The sequence below is a fragment of the Acinetobacter lwoffii genome, from assembly GCF_019048525.1.
Taxonomy (GTDB): domain Bacteria; phylum Pseudomonadota; class Gammaproteobacteria; order Pseudomonadales; family Moraxellaceae; genus Acinetobacter; species Acinetobacter lwoffii_K.
Window position 1 is genome coordinate 65,276 of the sequence record NZ_CP077369.1, and the last position, 17,421, is coordinate 82,696.

The 17,421-nt window shown below is 45.7% G+C and carries 16 protein-coding genes; 1 reads left to right on the forward strand and 15 read right to left on the reverse strand.

The features are described from left to right. The first annotated feature begins 58 nt into the window (after positions 1-58). On the forward strand, positions 59-937 hold the full coding sequence (gigC, locus tag I6L24_RS00315; protein ID WP_004280761.1) for a LysR family transcriptional regulator GigC: 879 nt from the start codon (positions 59-61) through the stop codon (positions 935-937). A 39-nt stretch (positions 938-976) separates the two neighbouring features. Here gigC and I6L24_RS00320 read toward each other — a convergent pair whose 3' ends face one another. The 15 genes from I6L24_RS00320 to nuoC form a co-directional block, all read right to left on the reverse strand. After that, positions 977-1,699 (reverse strand): cold shock domain-containing protein, encoded by a 723-nt coding sequence (locus I6L24_RS00320; RefSeq protein ID WP_216986260.1) that lies wholly within the window; start codon positions 1,697-1,699, stop codon positions 977-979. A 162-nt stretch (positions 1,700-1,861) separates the two neighbouring features. Further along, on the reverse strand, positions 1,862-2,221 hold the full coding sequence (locus I6L24_RS00325; protein ID WP_216986604.1) for a hypothetical protein: 360 nt from the start codon (positions 2,219-2,221) through the stop codon (positions 1,862-1,864). Positions 2,222-2,413: 192 nt separating this feature from the next. After that, positions 2,414-2,707 (reverse strand): cold shock domain-containing protein, encoded by a 294-nt coding sequence (locus I6L24_RS00330; RefSeq protein ID WP_004732065.1) that lies wholly within the window; start codon positions 2,705-2,707, stop codon positions 2,414-2,416. 84 nt (positions 2,708-2,791) lie between these two features. Further along, entirely contained in the window at positions 2,792-3,427 is a 636-nt protein-coding gene (upp, locus tag I6L24_RS00335; protein WP_004280765.1) for a uracil phosphoribosyltransferase, read from the reverse strand. 123 nt (positions 3,428-3,550) lie between these two features. Continuing rightward, positions 3,551-5,095: an NADH-quinone oxidoreductase subunit NuoN gene (gene nuoN, locus I6L24_RS00340; RefSeq protein WP_216986261.1), complete on the reverse strand. Its 1,545-nt coding sequence runs from the start codon at positions 5,093-5,095 to the stop codon at positions 3,551-3,553. A 3-nt stretch (positions 5,096-5,098) separates the two neighbouring features. Continuing rightward, positions 5,099-6,712: an NADH-quinone oxidoreductase subunit M gene (gene nuoM, locus I6L24_RS00345; RefSeq protein WP_004280767.1), complete on the reverse strand. Its 1,614-nt coding sequence runs from the start codon at positions 6,710-6,712 to the stop codon at positions 5,099-5,101. 1 nt (position 6,713) lies between these two features. Next, positions 6,714-8,609 carry an NADH-quinone oxidoreductase subunit L gene (nuoL, locus tag I6L24_RS00350; RefSeq protein WP_216986262.1) on the reverse strand — a complete coding sequence of 632 codons (1,896 nt, stop codon included), beginning with the start codon at positions 8,607-8,609 and terminating at the stop codon, positions 6,714-6,716. Then, positions 8,606-8,914 (reverse strand): NADH-quinone oxidoreductase subunit NuoK, encoded by a 309-nt coding sequence (nuoK, locus tag I6L24_RS00355; RefSeq protein ID WP_004280769.1) that lies wholly within the window; start codon positions 8,912-8,914, stop codon positions 8,606-8,608. The genes nuoL and nuoK overlap by 4 nt, the downstream gene beginning before the upstream one ends. Then, entirely contained in the window at positions 8,914-9,432 is a 519-nt protein-coding gene (gene nuoJ / locus I6L24_RS00360; protein WP_171054322.1) for an NADH-quinone oxidoreductase subunit J, read from the reverse strand. The genes nuoK and nuoJ overlap by 1 nt, the downstream gene beginning before the upstream one ends. Further along, entirely contained in the window at positions 9,432-9,974 is a 543-nt protein-coding gene (nuoI, locus tag I6L24_RS00365) for an NADH-quinone oxidoreductase subunit NuoI (RefSeq protein WP_004280771.1), read from the reverse strand. Before nuoI ends, nuoJ begins: the two co-directional genes overlap by 1 nt. Before the next feature lie 18 nt (positions 9,975-9,992). After that, a complete protein-coding gene (gene nuoH, locus I6L24_RS00370; protein WP_004280772.1) occupies positions 9,993-11,009 on the reverse strand; it encodes an NADH-quinone oxidoreductase subunit NuoH in 1,017 nt (338 codons plus the stop codon). Between the two features lie 3 nt (positions 11,010-11,012). Continuing rightward, positions 11,013-13,691 carry an NADH-quinone oxidoreductase subunit NuoG gene (gene nuoG, locus I6L24_RS00375; RefSeq protein WP_216986263.1) on the reverse strand — a complete coding sequence of 893 codons (2,679 nt, stop codon included), beginning with the start codon at positions 13,689-13,691 and terminating at the stop codon, positions 11,013-11,015. An 11-nt stretch (positions 13,692-13,702) separates the two neighbouring features. After that, the gene (gene nuoF / locus I6L24_RS00380) at positions 13,703-15,034 is read right to left on the reverse strand and encodes an NADH-quinone oxidoreductase subunit NuoF (protein WP_004280774.1); all 1,332 of its coding nucleotides are present in this window, start codon (positions 15,032-15,034) and stop codon (positions 13,703-13,705) included. Beyond that, a complete protein-coding gene (gene nuoE, locus I6L24_RS00385) occupies positions 15,031-15,540 on the reverse strand; it encodes an NADH-quinone oxidoreductase subunit NuoE (protein WP_004280775.1) in 510 nt (169 codons plus the stop codon). Before nuoE ends, nuoF begins: the two co-directional genes overlap by 4 nt. Positions 15,541-15,554: 14 nt before the next feature. Next, entirely contained in the window at positions 15,555-17,342 is a 1,788-nt protein-coding gene (gene nuoC, locus I6L24_RS00390) for an NADH-quinone oxidoreductase subunit C/D (protein WP_004732074.1), read from the reverse strand. Positions 17,343-17,421: the final 79 nt, after the last annotated feature.

The following is a 17,421-nucleotide window of genomic DNA, read 5'->3' on the forward strand; positions in this document are numbered from 1 at the left end:
CTCATGGTAGCATGGCAACATAATTTATTAATATTTTTTAAATGTTAAGGCTCTACTCATGCGCATGACTTTACGCCAATTGGCTGTTTTTGTAGCAGTGGCACAAGAGGGTACCGTAACGAAGGCTAGCGATGCCGTCAAGCTTACACAAAGTGCGGCTAGTATGGCTTTAGCAGATCTGGAAGATGGTCTGGGTGCTCCACTATTTGACCGTCTAGGCAAACGTTTACAGCTGAATGACCTGGGGCGCTTTCTTCTCCCTCAAGCCCTGGAAATTTTAGGTCGTTGTGAATCTTTTGAACAAGTCGCTAAAGGTGAGCTTCAAAGTATCGATTTACGTTTAGGTGCAACCCTGACGATTTCAGATTACCTGATTCCTGACCTAATGGCCGATTTCTTGAAAATCAAGCCGCAAGCACATTTACAGCTTCAAGTCGGTAATACCCGTCAAATGATTGAAGCGGTGAATCAGTTCCAGCTGGATCTTGCCTTAATTGAAGGTTCATGTCATTTGCCACAGCTCCAATGTATCCATTGGCGTGATGATGAGCTGGCTGTGTGCTGTGCGCCAGACCACCCTCTTGCGCAATTGAACCGTGAACTAACCGCTGAAGATTTCAAATCTGTAGAATGGATTTTGCGTGAAGAAGGTTCAGGTACCCGTGAGGTGTTTGACAATGCCATCTTGAAAGATGTACCAGATGCCAATATCCGTCTAACACTCGGTCATAATGAAGCGATTTTAAAAATTGTAGCGGGCGGAATTGGTATGTCCTGCATTTCTAAACTTGCGATTGAGCCTTTACGTGAAAAAGGTCAACTGGTAATTCTGGATACACCATTCTGGTCGCTGACTCGTCCGCTGTTCATGCTGGTACATCGCCAGAAATATCAGGGTCCAGGTCTGAGAGCCTTTATGAATTTTTGTGAAAGCTAAAATATTAGAAGCACCTTCAGGTGCTTTTTTTAGGATTCATCAAAACTGACTTTCACATGGTATCCCATCGCCGTCACCATCCATTTTAGTATTTGGACAGTTACGAATGAAAAATAATGCTTCCTCATAAGAACCCATCTGACTACAGTGTTCTCGACCATCGCATTTAAATTGAGATACAGATGGCGAAGTCGTTTCTGAAGTTTTCGAATTAACTGGGTTACTTTGGCTTCTTAACTCAGCACCACGATTTTCCAGGTTCTTCCTGCCCTGCTCAGATAATCCTTGCATAGGTAGATCACCTTGCGCTGCTCGCTGTTCAGCGACAATTCGTTGCTGCTCTACCATCAGTCCTTCCAGCTTTTGCTGTTTTTGAACTTGGTAGCTTTGGTATTTGTTATAAACAAGAACAGCAAGAATCACCATAATCACCAGTCCTGATATTGTGATTATTTTTGATGTAGTTGATGATTTTTTCTTTTCATAACGTAGAGAAGCTCTGGTTTCACTATCTCCATGTAGATCATTGTTTTGTGTAACAGGAACTTCTTGCTTAATATCCAAGCGAATAATATGGTTTGCCTTAAACTTTCCATTATCTTCCACAATCAAAAACTTTAATTTTTCCCCCATTTTTGGCGGAATATTTTTATTGGGAAAGTCTTTGACATGGAAAAATAAATCTTTGGATTGCCCTTCGATCTGAATAAAACCAAAACCACGATCTTCGTTATAAGTTTTGATTTTCCCCTCTTGAAACATAATTCGCTCTTATCTTTAATATTTTTTATGATTGTAATCAAAAAGAGACTGAAAATCTTTTGTAAAATTCTCTAAAGTAGAAACATAAAAACTAGAAGTGCATCTTATGGCGGAAGAATAGATCCCTAGTTAAAAGTAAAAAAATAAAATTTCTGTTTTTATTTATACTTCGCCAAAAATCATAAAACCAACAGCTGATGCCAATGCCAGCCATAGGGTCGGACTAAAGAAAAGTGAATTACGTACAGGAACACCGACTGTGGGTGCCAAGGATTGCAAGGCGACGACTTCTGGCACAAATTCATCCTGCACTTTAATATCCAGACGTACCATGTTGTCTAATTTCATGCTGCCTTGTTGGGGAATGATTCTAAATTTAAGCCGCTCTCCAATTTGTGGTTCAATTTCAGGCGAAGGTAAATCCTGTAACTCGAAACTTAAATCTTGAGCTTCTCCTATCAACTCCAAAGTACCCATACCACGTTCGGAATCGTAAGTTTTAATTTTTCCATCCCTAAACATGACACTTTTCTCTATAGACTTCATTTAATTTATATTCTAAGCCCAAGGAAATGTTCAGCATTGTTGCTGTTCGGTGGATTTTTTATGTGTTATCTGTCTCTTTAAATATGTAAGCGGTGGTGCTATAAAAAAAGAGGCTCGAAAGCCTCTTTTTAAATGTGATTAAAAAAGATTAAGTATGAGAATAATCCATTAACCACGGAAGTTATTTAACAATGCCGATGTAATTGATTTATTGTGTGTTGCCACTTTGGTTTTTTTAGCTTTCTTTGAGTTGTCTTCGACACGTTCAATCTTAATCGCTTTGTACTTATCGCCATTTTCAACAACATTAAATTTTACGCGTTCATTACGTTTTGGCTCGCCTTCTGCCGCAGGGAAGTCTGAAATATGGAAGAATACATCTCCCTCAGCGCAGCCAATAAAACCGAAACCTTTGGCAGGGTCATACTGTTTGATTTTGCCCTGATACAATTCATCTTTCATGCTATTGTCCTATCCTGAAAATGCCCTGTCTACATTATATAAAAAAGAGGCTGTAGTAGCCCCTTTTTTCATCATATTCAAAAATTAGTCTTTTTGAACTGAACCAAAGATTTTATCGCCAGCATCGCCAAGACCTGGAACGATATAACCATTTTCATTTAAGCCATTATCGATAGAAGCAGTAAAAATCACCACATCCGGATGCGTAGCTTCTACACGCTTAATGCCTTCTGGTGCAGCAACCAGAACCATCACACGAATATCTTTACAGCCGCTGGCTTTCAGTACATCAATGGCAGCCACTAAAGAAGAACCAGTCGCCAACATTGGATCAATGATCATCGCGATACGGTTTTGTACGTCTGGAACCAGTTTTTTATAATAGGTACGTGCTTCCAGAGTTTCTTCATCACGCTCTAAACCAAGTACTGATACTTTTGCACTTGGAATCAGGTTCAAGAAACCGTCGAGCATACCAATACCGGCACGTAGAATTGGCACAACCGTGATTTTTTTACCCGCAATACGGTCAACTGTAACAGCACCATTCCAGCCATCAATGTCATGTTCAACCATTGGCAGGTCTTTAGTTGCTTCATAAGTTAGAAGCATGGTCACTTCTTGAGCTAACTCACGGAAATTCTTGGTACTGATATCTGCACGACGGAGTAAACCAAGCTTATGTCGAATGAGTGGATGACGGATTTCATGGATTGCCACGGGAGAACACCTAAAAGGTTAAAGATAAATTTCCGCTATTATAAAGGCTTTTATTGATTTGTATAAATAAAAAAGCCCCCAATCATGGAGGCTTTTTTGTAATAACGTCAATCTTTGCAGATATTAGTTAAAACCACTTTGAACCAAAGTGAAAATGAACTGTTGCAATTCAGGTGACATGGCAAAGAATGCATATTTAGACACTGCAATCACCGGATCTGGGTAGACACCGATCACAAGTACCGCAAGCGCAGCAAGAAGTACCATGATACCACCGACTTTTTGACCCCAATGATTCACCGCATCTAGACGTGGTGTTTCAGGTGGTGTCATGTAAAGCACAACCATCACACGTAGGTAGTAGTACAAACCGATACCAGAACCCAAGATAACCATCGCAGTCAGGAACCAGGCTTCGCCTGCAACCGCAGTTTTAATTACCAGGAACTTACCGATAAAGCCGGCAGTTAAAGGAATACCTGCAAGAGACAGCATCATTACGGTTAATACAGCAGTTAATACTGGACGGCGCCAGAACAAACCACGGTATTCAGCCAGACTACCCGCTTCATCCGTATTGTTATACGGACTAGACATTAGCGTAACAACACCGAACGCACCGATCGTCGTTAATACATAGGTAATCACATAAACGTTTACACTTTCAAAAGTTGCAAAACCTTGAACTTGTAAGAAATCCGTATTACGTGAACTTACGATGGCAACCAGCAAATAACCAAAGTGTGCAATTGAAGAGTATGCCAAGATACGTTTCAAGTTCACCTGGCGAACCGCCAGCAAGTTACCAGCAAGGATAGACAGAACCGCAATAATCGAAATGATTGTTACAAAGCTGTCTGCCAGAATTAAACCTGAAGACAACGCATAACGCACAAACAGACCAATCATGGCTACTTTCGCAACAGTCGCAAGGAAAGTCGCGATTGGCGCTGGTGCACCAGCGTATACGTCTGGTGTCCATTTATGGAATGGTGCAAGCGATAATTTAAATGCGACCGCAAATACAATTAATGCCAGACCAATCACGACAGCCGGTTGACTGAATACAGTAAACAGTTTGCCTGGTTCCGCAACGAAACTTAAAGTACCTGTATATGCATAAATATATGCCATACCCATGAGCAGCATTGCAGATGCAGTTGCTGAAAGCACCAGATATTTCACACCCGCTTCAAGCGATTGAGAACGTTGATGTGTATATGCCAACAAGCCGTATACAGGAATCGACATCAACTCAAGGCTGATAAAGAATGATGCATAGTGTGAGCTAGCTACCATTAGCATGGCACCCGCAACGGATGTCAGGATCAGGATATACAGCTCTTCACGGTTATCTTTATAGGTTTCGATATACGCGTGAGATAGCGTTGCACATGCAAGTGCAGCAACCAGGATCACAAACTGGTACAGCATCGTAAATGGATCTACGATGAACAGATTCATCACGTTGGCAGGTGCAAATACGCCCGCCAACAAAACGAAAATGATATAGAACGCAGCAAGGTTTAAACCAATCACCGTTGTGGTAGCCACTAGGTTATGGTTACGCTTGATTGCGGTCAGCAACATCACGACGATCGCAGTTAACGACACGACCATCACAGGCGCTAGAGGCATAAGCTCAGAAAAAGACATTGTGAAGTTCATGGCTTATTGGATCTCCACATTTTCAAGTTGAGTCGTTACTTGATCAGCAACTTCAACCACTTCTTGAACTGGAATGTAGCTATTCGCTAACCACGCCATGCTTGAGTTAGAAACGTCAAGGAAGCTTTGTGGATATAGACCAAGCCAAAGTAGACCAAACGCACAGATCAACAATAATGCGATTTCACGTGCATTTAGATCTTTTAATGGATTTGTATAGTGCTGCTGTTGTGCTTCATTTGGTACACCAAACAGGGCTTTGTGAATCAGGATCAAACCGTACAAACCCGCAAATACCAAGCTGATTGCCGCAAGAATGGTAAACGCCGGGAATTTCGCATAAGCACCCATCAGGATCAGGAACTCACCAATGAAGTTACCTAGACCTGGAATACCAACCAACGCCGCAACGAAGAACATCAGGAAGAATGCAAGATACGGGAATTGACCACGCATACCACCCATCAAACGCATATCACGCGTATGCACACGCTCATATACCTGACCACACATAATGAACAGTGCAGCAGATGAAATACCATGTGCCAACATCATGATCATCAGACCTTGGAAGGTCAGGATGTTACCTGCGTAGATCGCAAGTAAAACGAAGCCCATGTGTGAAATAGAGGTATAAGCCAACAGGCGTTTCATGTCGGTTTGCTGGAAAGCACACCAAGCACCGTAGAAAATACCGATTAAACCAAGAATGATTGCGAAGTCTGCAAACTGTGCAGACGCTGCCGGGAAGAACGGAATCACGAAACGTAATAAACCGTACGCCGCAGTCTTAATCAAGATACCTGCAAGATCGACAGAACCCGCTGTTGGTGCTTGCGCATGCGCATCTGGTAACCAGCCGTGTAATGGGAAAACTGGAAGTTTTACCGCAAAACCGATGAATAAACAGATCATGAATGCATAAGCCACCGCTGGCGCCTGAGCGTCAAGCGTATTCGCCACACCTAATAGATAGTTGTAGTCGAAACGGATTTCGCCAGTCATGGTATAGCCCACAGTCACCAGACCAAGGATACCAATCAGCATCACCAAACCGGCAACCTGCGTGTAAATGAAGAACTTGTTAGCTGCATAAACACGTGACTTGCCCTCTGCCCCTTTATGACCCCAAAGGGCAATCAGGAAGTAGATCGGCACCAGCATCATCTCCCAGAAGAAGAAGAACAGGAATAAGTCAATCGCCAGAAACACACCGATGACACCACCTAAAGACCATAAAAGGTTCAAGTGGAAGAAACCAACGTTCTTTTGAATCTCGCCCCATGAACAGCCTACTGCCAATACACCCAGGAGTGCAGTCAAGCCAACCATAAGAAGTGATAAACCATCCACTGCTAAGTGAATGTTAATGCCCAGGGTTTGAATCCAAGGCAATTTGAATTCGGCAGCCCACGAAGGTGTAGCACCGCCTAATTCATAGTTGTAAGTACCAGTCTGCCAAAGGACTATGGTCAAGACCAAGGTCACCAGCATACCGATCAGCGCGATATAACGCGGCAAGTGTTGGTCGAGTTTATCGACCAACCAGCATATGAAACCTGCAATGAACGGAATGAGGATCAGAGCCGGCAAAATAATATTGTTTGGAGCTTCCATTTTATTTCCCCACGACCTGAATCACGATCAAGATCATCAGTAGGACAACGACACCGAGCCCCATACTAGATGCATATTCACGCAGTGAACCGGTTTGACGTGAACTTGTAAAGCTGTGACCACCTTTAACAAGTGCAGGAAGTACCAGCCATAGGCCATCAATTGGATCACGACCAAAGATCTTCGCGAACATTAAATATGGCTTCACGAAAATGAGGTCATACAGCGTATCGAAACCTAATGCGTTACGGCAGATGTTGACCAGGCCAGCACCTACAGAAGTGGCTGCAAAACGTTTGACTGCATTGTAAGCAAAAGCGAACAGCACGACACCGACTGCAAGACCTGTTAAAGCAACAGCGATTGCGATGTATTCAGCACCATGTGCACCTGCTTCAAGCGCTTCAGGAATAATGAAGGCTGGAATTTGGGCTGCATCCAGAATGCTCATTACCGGTGCTTTCAGGACGATCGCCAGACCTGTTGAAAGTACAGCAAGAATTGCCAGTGGCGCCCAGTAAGTTGCACCTTGGATTTCATGATAAGGTGTGTTTTCTTTGCCAAAGAATACAACCCAAATTAAACGGAATGTATAAATAGAGGTTAAGAATGCACCTGCAACACCGACCCAGTACAGTGTGTTATATACTGGCAAACCAGCAATATGACTTTGCGTCCAGACTGCAGCAAGAATCGCATCTTTTGAGAAGAAACCAATCGTCAGGAATGGAATCGCTGCCAATGCACCGCCACCAATCGCGAAACATGCAAACAGGAATTTGTTCTTGTAGAACAGACCGCCCATCTTGAAGATGTTTTGTTCGTGATGGTAAGCCAGAATCACCGCACCAGACGACAAGAACAATAATGCCTTGAAGAATGCGTGAGTCAGCATATGGAACAGACCTGCCTGGTATGCTTCAGCACCTACCGCCATAAACATATAACCGAGCTGACTCATGGTTGAGTATGCCAGAATACGTTTGATGTCGGTTTGAACCAGTGCAGCAAAACCAGCCACAAGCAAGGTCACCGCACCTGTGATCGAAATAAATACCATCACTTCTGGTGCAAGTTCAAAGACTGCGAATAGACGGCAGCACAGGTAAACACCCGCTGTTACCATCGTTGCAGCATGGATCAATGCAGAAACAGGTGTTGGACCTGCCATCGCATCGGCTAACCATGTTTGTAACGGGATCTGTGCAGATTTACCCGCCGCACCCAAGAACAATAACAATGCTGTCCAGATAGTCAAAGATGAACTTTGGGTCATTACAGTCGCTGCATTTTCAACGATGTACTGAATGTTCAAGGTACCGAATTGCTGGAAGATCAGGAACATGGCAATCAGCAAGAATACGTCACCGATACGGGTCACGGTAAATGCCTTGATTGCCGCCAGACCGTTTGCAGGGTTCTGGTAGTAATAACCGATCAGCAGGTATGAACACAGACCTACGCCTTCCCAGCCCAGGAACAATAAGGCCAGGTTATCGCCCAATACCAGCAACAACATGCTCGCAACGAACAGGTTGAAGTAAGAGAAGAAACGTGCGAAGTCTTCTTCACCGCGCATGTACCATGATGCAAAGATGTGAATCAAGAAACCCACACCTGTCACCATGCCCAGCATCAATAAAGACAAGCCATCCAGCTGTAAGCTGATGCCCGGAGCAAAACCGCCAACACTGAACCAGGTCCAAAGATGTTGCACAACTGCAGTTGAACCATTATTCACAAAGTCCATCCCTGCAATCAGTGCGAACAGTGCAGATAAACCGACTGCACCGACACCAATAATGGCTGCAACAGATTCCGGGAGCTTGTTGCGCCCCGCCGCTAACAGGACAAAACCAATGAGCGGAAATAAAATTGTTAGATATAAATAACTCATCCGCGCATCTCACTAGCAGCATCCACATCCAGGTGATGGAAGCGATGATAGAACTGAAGGACGATCGCAAGACCAATACAAGCCTCTGCCGCAGCAAGCGTCAGGATCAGGATAAACATGATCTGACCATCTGGCTGTGCCCATGCACTGCCCGCCAGGACGAACGCTAAAGCAGCAGCGTTCATCATGATTTCAAGGCTCATTAAAATAAATAGTAGGTTGCGTCGCACCATTACACCGTAAAAACCCAGTGCAAAGAGAATAGATGCAACGATCAAACCATGCTCTAAAGGGATGTTGCCCATTATTCTTTTTCCTCTTCTGCATCTGGTTCACGTTTACCCAAATGGAATGCAGCTACCAAGGCAGCAAGCAATAACATCGCGGCAACTTCAACCAACAACAAGTATTGCGTAAAGAGTGCTTGACCCACTGCTTTCGGGCCCACCATTTCTGTACCCATTACCAGTGAAGCTTGTGTGTAATCAGAGTTTAATACCCATACCAGCACCAAACCGATCAGGAAGCTCATCAACGCCGGATAAGCCCAAGCCGATGAAGTCAACCATTTTCGTTCTTGTTCAACGGTCTGCTCACCTAGGTTCAGCATCATTACCACGAACACGAACAACACCATGATCGCGCCCGCATAAACGATCACTTCCAGCGCACCAGCGAATGGCGCACCGACGATCAGGAACATGCCTGCGACTGCAAGCAATGACACGATCAGGCTTAATAAAGCATGTACCGGATTCGCGTTAGTGACCACGCGAACCGTAGAGACAATGGCCACGAGGGCCATTAAATAAAATGGCCACATCATGGTAATAGACTCCGTACATCAACAGGTGCACTTTCACGCTGTGCTTGACCTTTGTCCTTGCCTGCAACTGCCATACCGGTTACACGGTAGAAGTTATAGTCAGGATATTTACCAGGACCAGAAATCAGCAGGTGTTCTTTTTCATAGACCAAGTCCTGACGAACATATTCGCCAAGCTCGAAGTCCGGGGTCATCTGAATCGCAGTGGTTGGACACGCTTCTTCACACATACCGCAGAAAATACAACGCGAGAAGTTGATACGGAAAAATTCCGGATACCAGCGACCATCTTCACGTTCTGCTTTTTGTAGTGAAATACAGCCTACCGGACAGGCAACCGCACACAGGTTACATGCCACACAGCGTTCTTCGCCATCAGGGTCGCGCGTCAATACGATACGACCACGGAAGCGTGGTGGCACGATTTCTTCGGCCGGCACTTCCGGATATAAAATGGTGTCACGTTTACGTGTTGCGTGGCTGAACACCATCCACAACGAACGAACGATTGACCCGAATCCAGCTAGAAATTTAAACATTTTGTTCTCCCTGCTGTCTTAGGCCTGATTCATCAGAATCACAGCACCAGTTACCAAAAGGTTAACCAACGCCAATGGCAAGCAAATTTTCCAACCAAAGTTCATCACCTGGTCATAACGTGGACGCATTAATGAACCACGCGCCAGTACAAACATCATTACAAAGAATGCTGTTTTGATAATGAACCAGAATGCTGCTGGAAGGAACGGAATATCAAGGTTGAATGGCGCAAGCCAGCCACCGAAGAATAACGTCACGATCAATGCAGAGATCAGTACCACGTTGACGTATTCCGCAACGAAGAACATCCCCCACTTCATACCGCCGTATTCAACATGGTAACCTTCTGCCAGTTCCTGTTCTGCTTCTGGTTGGTCAAATGGATGACGATGCGTTACCGCAACACCCGCAACCACGAAGATCAAGAAACCCAGGAACTGGGGAATTACAAACCAAACATCTTTTTGCGCTTCAACGATTTCACGCATGTTGAATGAGCCGGCAATTGCCACCACACCCATCAACGAGATACCCAAGAACACTTCATAAGAAATGGTCTGAGCCGCAGAACGTAAACCGCCCAGTAAGGCATATTTGTTGTTTGATGACCAGCCACCGAACAGGACTGCATAAACTGCAATACCCGCCATTGCCATAAAGAACAACAGGCCGATGTTCATGTCTGCTACACCTAAATAAGGTGATACAGGAATAACCATGAACGACAGCACCGCAGTTGCCATCGCAACTGCTGGCGCCATACGGAACGTCAATTTGTCAGCAAACTTAGGTGTCCAGTCTTCCTTGAACATGATTTTCAGCATGTCGGCAACAATCTGGAACATACCGCCCGGACCAACACGGTTCGGACCATAACGGTCTTGCCACAAGCCGAGTAAACGACGTTCAATAAAAGACATCAACGCAGCGATCAGTACTACAACCAGCAAGATCACAATCGCTTGAATGACTGAATAGGCAATTGGCCAGTTTTCAGCCCACAACGGCGTTTGACGGATTAATTCTTGTTCCATGAATTACACTCCTACCGCGACTGAAACAGGCTCTGCAAGAGATACCGTCGGTGCCAGACCGATTGGGTAGCCAATATAACCTGTCGGTAAATATTCAATCACTTGAACTGGAAGAACGATTGACGTCTCACCTGCTTTCACCGTGATTGTCTGACCATCTTGAACATTCAGGCGCGCTGCATCCTGCTCACCCACTGCAAATACCGCCTCAGGAATACGTGTTTCCATCGCTGGTGTTTTTACCGTGAATTCACCTGAACCAAAGATATGGTGCATCGGTACTAAACGGAAGCTTTCAGCATTGACCAAGACAGGTGCCGGTGCCACGAAGGTACGTGCTGGACGTTTTGCCAAACGGTCGAATAAACGAACGCCTGAATCACCACCTTTCAATGAACCCCCTACAGTTTCCTGGAACTTGTTCCAGGCTTGTGGCGAGTTCCAGCCAGCAGACCATGCAAATGGAACCAGTGGAGATGGAGTTTCATTGCCCACATAACCTTCCATAGAGAACGTTAATGCAGAGTCTTGATCTGTAGGCTGTTTTGGCTCATGGACAGACAATGGCGCACGCATCGAAGTACGACCTGAGTAACGACGTGGTTCACGTGCTACTTTCAAGCCATGAACACGGAAGCCCGCATCAGGTGCAACATCCAGAATGCCTTCAAGCGCAGGGACATTTTTCGCCACTGACTCGATTACGTCATCCAGTAAAGTCCAAGAAATCGCTTTGCCTTTTACGCCCGTTTCCAAAGCGTGTAACCAGCGCCAAGATTCCTTGATCGCCAATTCAGGATTGTAGTAGCTTGGGTCATACACCTGGTAGAAACGTTGTGCACGGCCTTCTTGCGATACAACCGTACCATCACCTTCCGCAAACGAAGCGGCAGAAAGCACGATATCGGCTTTTTTCACTGTTTCAGTTTCAGAGTGATCCAGTACGATCACATCTTTACCTGCAAGTGCAGCATCGACCTGTGCAGCAGGAAGACGACGGTAAAGGTCGTTTTCAACCACAATTACAGTATCGTAATCTTGTGCAAATGCTTGCTCTAGGCTTTGACCACCAAAGATTGCTATACCCATCGAGTTCACTTCAGGAACCGTCAAAGTCAGACCTGCATTACCCAGATTCTGTGCAACTTGTGCAGCAGCTTCCATAATGGCAGGATCTTGCAAGCTTGTACCCGAGATAATCAGTGGTTTCTTCGCAGCTTTTAAAGTGTCCGCAATGGTTTGTGCAAATGCTTTGGCATCGTCATCTAAACCAAGAATCGTTTCACCAGCAACTGCTGCAGCAACCGCAAAACCTAAACGCGCGATGTCGTTTGGAGAAGCAACCACTTCGCCTTCAGCAACATCAGACAAACGGGTTTGTGTTGCAGCCAGGATGTAAATCGCAGATTTTGCATCTTGGGCAATACGTTGTACCGGCTCAGCTAACCATTCTTGCGTACGGCGCTCTGCCGCCATCTCTTTGCCTTTATTTTTCGCAGCCTGGCGAACAGATAAAGCCATACGTGGCGCAGTTTGTGTGAGGTCTTCACCCAAAATTAACACAGCATCGTAGCTTTCAATTTCACGCATGTTCGGGTTGTAAACACCCTCGGTTTGCATGATAGAAGCTGCCAACTCAACCAGATTCTGTTCTTTTTGAGATAGACCTGTTGAGAAGTTCTCTTGACCCACCAACTCACGAAGTGCGAAGTTCGACTCAAGTGATGCACGCGATGAACCAATACCCAATACTTTTTTGCCCTGGATATTTGCAATGACCGTGTCTAGTGCTGCATCCACTGAAACAGTTTCAACAGTTGCACCTTGACGGAATTGTGGTTGACGCGGACGGTCTTCACGGTTCACATAACCTGTACCGAAACGGCCTTTGTCGCATAAGAAGTACTGGTTGACTTCACCGTTATAACGGTTTTCTACGCGGCGAAGTTCGCCATAACGTTCACCCGGAGAGATATTACAACCTGAAGAACAGCCTTGGCATACGCTTGGCGCATACTGCATGTCCCATTTACGGTTGTAGCGAGCCGAATGAGTTTTGTCGGTGAATACACCTGTTGGACATACTTCAGTCAGGTTACCCGAGAATTCAGACTCTAAAGTGCCTGATTCCGGACGACCGAAGTATACACGTGATGCGTTGGCATACACGCCGAAGTCCGTACCACCTGCGTAGTCTTTGTAATAACGCACACAACGGTAACACGCGATACAACGGTTCATTTCGTGGGAAATGAATGAGCCAAGCTCCTGGTTGTAATGGGTACGTTTGGTGAAACGGTAGCGACGACGGTCATGCTGCGTCATTACAGTCATATCTTGTAAATGACAGTGACCACCTTCTTCACAGACTGGACAGTCGTGCGGGTGGTTGGTCATCAAGAATTCAACAATCGAAGCACGGAAATCTTTGGCTTCTTTGTCTTCAATCGAGATGTAGGTATTGTCAGATGCAGGCGTCATACATGACATGACCAAACGGCCACGCGTATCTTCTGGATTCGCGTACTGGGTCACGGCACATTGACGGCAAGAGCCGACAGAACCTAAGGATGGATGCCAACAAAAGTATGGGATATCAATGCCAAGACTCAAACATGCTTGTAGCAAGTTTTCCGAGCCGTTGACTTCATACGATTTGCCATCGACATGAATTGTAGCCATAGTCGAATTCCTTAAGCTTGTTCTACGTTGCTGGTTTGAGCGGCGGCATTCACAACCTTCGCTTCAAATTCGCCACGGAAATATTTGAGTGCGCCCATAAGCGGCTCCATTGCACCCGGTGCGTGGGCACAGAAAGTTTTACCAATCCAAAGCTTACGAGTCAGTTCTTGTAAGTGATCGATATCTTCTTTCTTACCTGTGCCATCTTCCAGTGCTTTCAGCGCTTTCACAGCCCAAGGTAAGCCATCACGGCAAGGCGTACAGAAACCACATGATTCGCGTGCAAAGAATTCTTCGAGGTTACGTGTCGCTGAAACCATACATTGGGTTTCATCTACCACCATCAATAAGCAAGTTCCTAAACGCGAACCTGCTTTCATGATGCTTTCCGCATCCATAGGAAGATCAATATGCTCGGCAGCCAGGAAGTCAGTCGATGCACCACCCGGTAACCATGCTTTCAGTTTTAAGCCGTCACGCATACCACCAGCATGGTCTTCAATCACTTCACGTGCTGTCGTACCAAATGGAAGCTCCCATAGACCCGGGAATTTCACTTTACCTGATGCACCATAAATCTTGGTGCCTGGATCTTTCGACTTACCCGCAGACAAGTTGATATACCATTCAGGACCACGCAGCATGATGGCTGGTAAGTTGTTGTAGGTCTCTACGTTGTTGACAATCGTAGGACGACCCCAAGCACCTGCAACTTGCGGGAATGGCGGTTTAGTACGCGGGTTGGCACGGCGACCTTCTAGCGAGTTAATCAATGCAGTTTCTTCACCGCAGATATAACGACCCGCACCAGTATGCACGTGTAACTCGAAGTTCCAGCCTGTACCAAGGATATTATCCCCTAAGTAACCTTTGGCACGAACTTGCTCAAGTGCTTCATTTAAGTACTGAGCAGCTTCGATGTACTCGCCACGGATAAAGATATAACCATGTGTTGCTTCAAGCGTATAACCCGCAATCAGCATCCCTTCGATCAATTGATGCGGAAGATCTTCCATCAACAAACGGTCTTTAAAGGTACCTGGTTCCATCTCATCGGCATTACAAATCAGGTAACGTGGACCTGAGTTGTCGTTTGGCGCCATGAGTGACCATTTGATGCCTGCCGGGAAGCCTGCACCACCACGACCTTTAACAGTCGCTGCCTTAACCACTTCCAATACATCTTTAGGCGACATGGTCAGTGCTTTTTTAAAGCCTGCATAACCTTCCAGCGCTTCGTAATCATCTGCATTACGTACGTTGGCTTGTTTGCTTAAACGCCATGTTAATGGATGCGTTTCCGGGTTACCGTCGCCATAAATTGGTTTTGGTTCAGTATTCATACATACTTCTCCAACAGCTGTTTCACCGAAGTCACTTCAACCAGACCGTGCGTGTCTTCATCAATCATTAAGGTTGGACCTTTGTCACAGTTGCCCAGACAGCAAATTGGCAGCAAAGTGAAACGACCATCTGCAGTCGTTTGACCAAACTGAATGCCTAATTCGCGCTGGAATGCTTCTGCCAAAGTTTCCGCACCCATCAAGAAACACGCAATCGAATCACATAACAGAATTACGTGACGACCGACCGGCTGACGGTAAATACGGTTATAGAACGTTGCCACACCTTCAAGGTCTGCAACGCTCATGCTCAGCATTTGTGCGATGGCATTCATTTGCGCATCATCTACCCAGCCATTACGGCGTTGTACACACTTCAGCGCATCTAGACACGCTGCACGTGGGTATGGGTAGTGCCCCATGTGATGTTCGATATCGTGAATTTCGTCCGCAGTCAAAATCCCTTCAACATTCACACGTGGCTTTTTATCAGTCAAAATCATCATAATGCGATTACCCCTTAGCGATCCACGTCAGCCATTACGACGTCAATGGTCGCTAAATAAATGATTAAGTCAGACATAAGGCTGCCGTTAATCACAGAAGGCATTTGCTGTAAATGCGTGAAGGTTGGTGTACGGATACGGGTACGGTAACTCATGGTTGACTTGTCTGAAGTCAAGTAGTAGTTCGACGCGCCTTTCACCACTTCCGCCATCACAGATGCTTCACCCGCCGGCATTACAGGACCCCAAGATACGCTCAGGAAGTGCGTAATCAAGGTTTCAATATCTTGTAATGTCTTGTCTTTTGGTGGTGGAACAGCCAGTGGATGGTCTGCTTTGTACGCACCAGACGGCATATTATCTAAACATTGTTTGATAATTTTCAGTGATTCTTCGATTTCACGGTAGTGAACGATGACACGTGCATAGGCATCGCCTTCGTACTCAACCGGCACTTCGAAGTCATAATTTTCATAACCGCTATATGGGCGGTATTTACGTACGTCAAAGTCGATACCTGTAGCGCGTAGACCTGTACCTGTTACACCCCAAGCCAATGCAGATTTTGCATCGTATTGCGCAACATTACGGGTACGACCCACAAATACTGAGTTTTTCAGCGCTGCAGTATGATATTCCTTCAAACGTTTCGGCATCCAGTCCAAAATTTCACGGATCAGGTGCTGCCAGTTGTTTGGAAGGTCATGTGCGGTACCACCGATACGGAACCATGCCGGATGCATACGATAACCGGTGATCGCTTCAATCGCGTCATAGATTTTCTGACGGTCAGCAAACATGTAGAAGACTGGCGTCATACCGCCGGCATCTTGAATTGCAGTACCGATAAACAGCAAGTGGTTATTGATACGGAACAGTTCAGACATCATCACGCGGATACATTGCGCACGGTCAGGTACAGTAATACCGGCCATTTGCTCTACGCCAAGCACGTAAGGCATGTTTTGCGCACAACCACCGAGGTAGTCAACACGGTCTGTATACGGAATGAATGAATGCCAGGTTTGACGTTCAGCCATCTTTTCCACACCACGGTGGTGATAACCGATATCAGGTACACAGTCTTTCACTTCTTCACCGTCCAGCTGCAAGATCACACGGAACGCACCGTGCGCAGATGGATGGTTCGGACCCAAGTTCAGGAACATGAAGTCTTCATCGGCATTGCCGCGCTTCATACCCCAATCTTCAGGGACGAAGCGAAGATGTTCCTGTTCGTAGTCCTGTTTGGCTTTATCTTGCAAATACGGCGTATATTCAGTCGCACGTGCAGAATATTCTTTACGTAGCGGATGACCTTCCCAATAGGTTGGCAACAAGATACGACGGAGCATTGGATGCCCTTCGAAATTGATCCCGAACATATCGTAAGCTTCACGTTCGTACCAGTTGGCATTTGGCCAAATATTGGTTGCCGTCGGAAGATTCAAATCGCTTTCTGCTAAGGCAACTTTAATACGAATGTCAGTATTACGCTCGAGCGACAACAAGTGATAGAACACGGTGAAGTCAGACGCAGGTAAACCGTCGCGGTGCGTACGCAGACGCTCATCTACCGCTGACAAGTCGAACAACATCACGTAAGGACGTGACACTGTACGCAAGAACATTAAAACTTCTTGTACACGTGCGCGCTCAACCCAGACTGTCGGGAAATCCTCGAAAGTCGTTTGCACAAAGAAGTTCTCACCAAATTTGGTTTTGAGTTCTTCAATGATGGCAAATGCTGGGCGTGAATCAACAGGCGTTGATTCTGGCATAGCAATGTCAGTTTCAGCCATTGGCTTGGCTTCCTATTTAATACAAATTCAGTCAATCTAAACGATAATTACACCCATAGCGGGTGCACAACAAAACAAC

Bases quoted from the DNA above. Each gene is read 5' to 3' on its own strand.
- nuoC (WP_004732074.1), bottom strand. From the start codon at position 17,342: ATGGCTGAAACTGACATTGCTATGCCAGAATCAACGCCTGTTGATTCA.
- gigC (WP_004280761.1), top strand. From the start codon at position 59: ATGCGCATGACTTTACGCCAATTGGCTGTTTTTGTAGCAGTGGCACAA.
- nuoN (WP_216986261.1), bottom strand. From the start codon at position 5,095: ATGAACTTCACAATGTCTTTTTCTGAGCTTATGCCTCTAGCGCCTGTG.
- I6L24_RS00320 (WP_216986260.1), bottom strand. From the start codon at position 1,699: ATGTTTCAAGAGGGGAAAATCAAAACTTATAACGAAGATCGTGGTTTT.
- nuoI (WP_004280771.1), bottom strand. From the start codon at position 9,974: ATGTTTAAATTTCTAGCTGGATTCGGGTCAATCGTTCGTTCGTTGTGG.
- I6L24_RS00325 (WP_216986604.1), bottom strand. From the start codon at position 2,221: ATGTTTAGGGATGGAAAAATTAAAACTTACGATTCCGAACGTGGTATG.
- nuoE (WP_004280775.1), bottom strand. From the start codon at position 15,540: ATGATGATTTTGACTGATAAAAAGCCACGTGTGAATGTTGAAGGGATT.
- nuoJ (WP_171054322.1), bottom strand. From the start codon at position 9,432: ATGTGGCCATTTTATTTAATGGCCCTCGTGGCCATTGTCTCTACGGTT.
- I6L24_RS00330 (WP_004732065.1), bottom strand. From the start codon at position 2,707: ATGAAAGATGAATTGTATCAGGGCAAAATCAAACAGTATGACCCTGCC.
- nuoM (WP_004280767.1), bottom strand. From the start codon at position 6,712: ATGGAAGCTCCAAACAATATTATTTTGCCGGCTCTGATCCTCATTCCG.
- nuoF (WP_004280774.1), bottom strand. From the start codon at position 15,034: ATGAATACTGAACCAAAACCAATTTATGGCGACGGTAACCCGGAAACG.
- nuoH (WP_004280772.1), bottom strand. From the start codon at position 11,009: ATGGAACAAGAATTAATCCGTCAAACGCCGTTGTGGGCTGAAAACTGG.
- nuoL (WP_216986262.1), bottom strand. From the start codon at position 8,609: ATGAGTTATTTATATCTAACAATTTTATTTCCGCTCATTGGTTTTGTC.
- nuoK (WP_004280769.1), bottom strand. From the start codon at position 8,914: ATGGGCAACATCCCTTTAGAGCATGGTTTGATCGTTGCATCTATTCTC.
- nuoG (WP_216986263.1), bottom strand. From the start codon at position 13,691: ATGGCTACAATTCATGTCGATGGCAAATCGTATGAAGTCAACGGCTCG.